Origin of the sequence: Nonomuraea sp. 3N208 (assembly GCF_052245935.1) — a bacterium.
Taxonomy (GTDB): Bacteria; Actinomycetota; Actinomycetes; order Streptosporangiales; family Streptosporangiaceae; genus Nonomuraea.
This window is the reverse complement of the sequence record NZ_JBQQBR010000173.1, coordinates 1-926: the sequence shown is the minus strand read 5'-3', so window position 1 is coordinate 926 and position 926 is coordinate 1. Positions and strand designations below refer to the sequence as shown.

The window sequence follows — 926 nt, the reverse complement described above, 5'->3', positions numbered from 1 at the left end:
TCGACGTTCCACCAGGTGCCCCACTCGTCCAGCACCAGGCCCACGGTCTTGCCCGGGTCGTAGCAGTCCATGACGTTGGAGTGGCCGGTCAGCAGGTCGTCGATGCGGGCGGCCTGGACCATCGTGGCGTAGTAGTCGTCGGTGTCGAACACGGTGGCGTCGCCCTTGTCCTGCCACGTGCCCGGGATGGTGTAGTAGTGCAGGGAGAGCGCCTGGTAGAACGGCTGGGGCCGGTAGGCGCAGCCCAGGTCGCCGAGCTGCTTCATGAGCGCCTCGGTCCAGGCGTAGTCGTCGGTGTTGGCGCCGGCGGCGATGCGGTACAGCTGGTTGTCGCCGTGGTTGCGGCAGTAGGTGCCGTAGCGGCGGGCCTCGTCGGCGTAGTGCTGGGCGGTCATGTTGCCGCCGCAGCCCCACGCCTCGTTGCCCAGCCCCCAGAAGCGCACCCGCCAGGGCTCGTCCCGCCCGTTGGCCTTGCGCAGGCGCACCATCGGCGAGTCGCCCTCGCGGGTGAGGTATTCGACCCAGTCGCTCATCTCCTTGACCGTGCCCGAGCCGACGTTGCCGCTGATGTAGGGCTCGGCGCCGAGCAGCTCGCACAGGGCCATGAACTCGTGGGTGCCGAAGTGGTTGTTCTCCTCGACGTTGCCCCAGTGCGTGTTGACGATCGAGGGGCGCTGCTCCTTCGGCCCGATGCCGTCCATCCAGTGGTACTCGTCGGCGAAGCAGCCGCCGGGCCAGCGCAGGTTCGGGATGTTCAGGGCACGCAGCGCGTCCACGACGTCCAGGCGGATGCCGCCGGCGTTCGGGAGGTCGCTGTCCTCGCCCACGTAGAAGCCGCCGTAGATGCAGCGGCCCAGGTGCTCGGCGAAATGACCGTAGAGATGCCGGCTGATCACCGGACCTTCGACGTCGACATTGATGATGGC

The 926-nt window shown here is 68.1% G+C and carries 1 protein-coding gene; it reads right to left on the bottom strand.

Annotated elements, in window-relative coordinates; genetic code table 11:
* Window positions 1-926, bottom strand: a 926-nt coding sequence (locus ACTWPT_RS60075) for an alpha-N-arabinofuranosidase (protein WP_443186494.1), incomplete at both ends; no start/stop codon positions are given.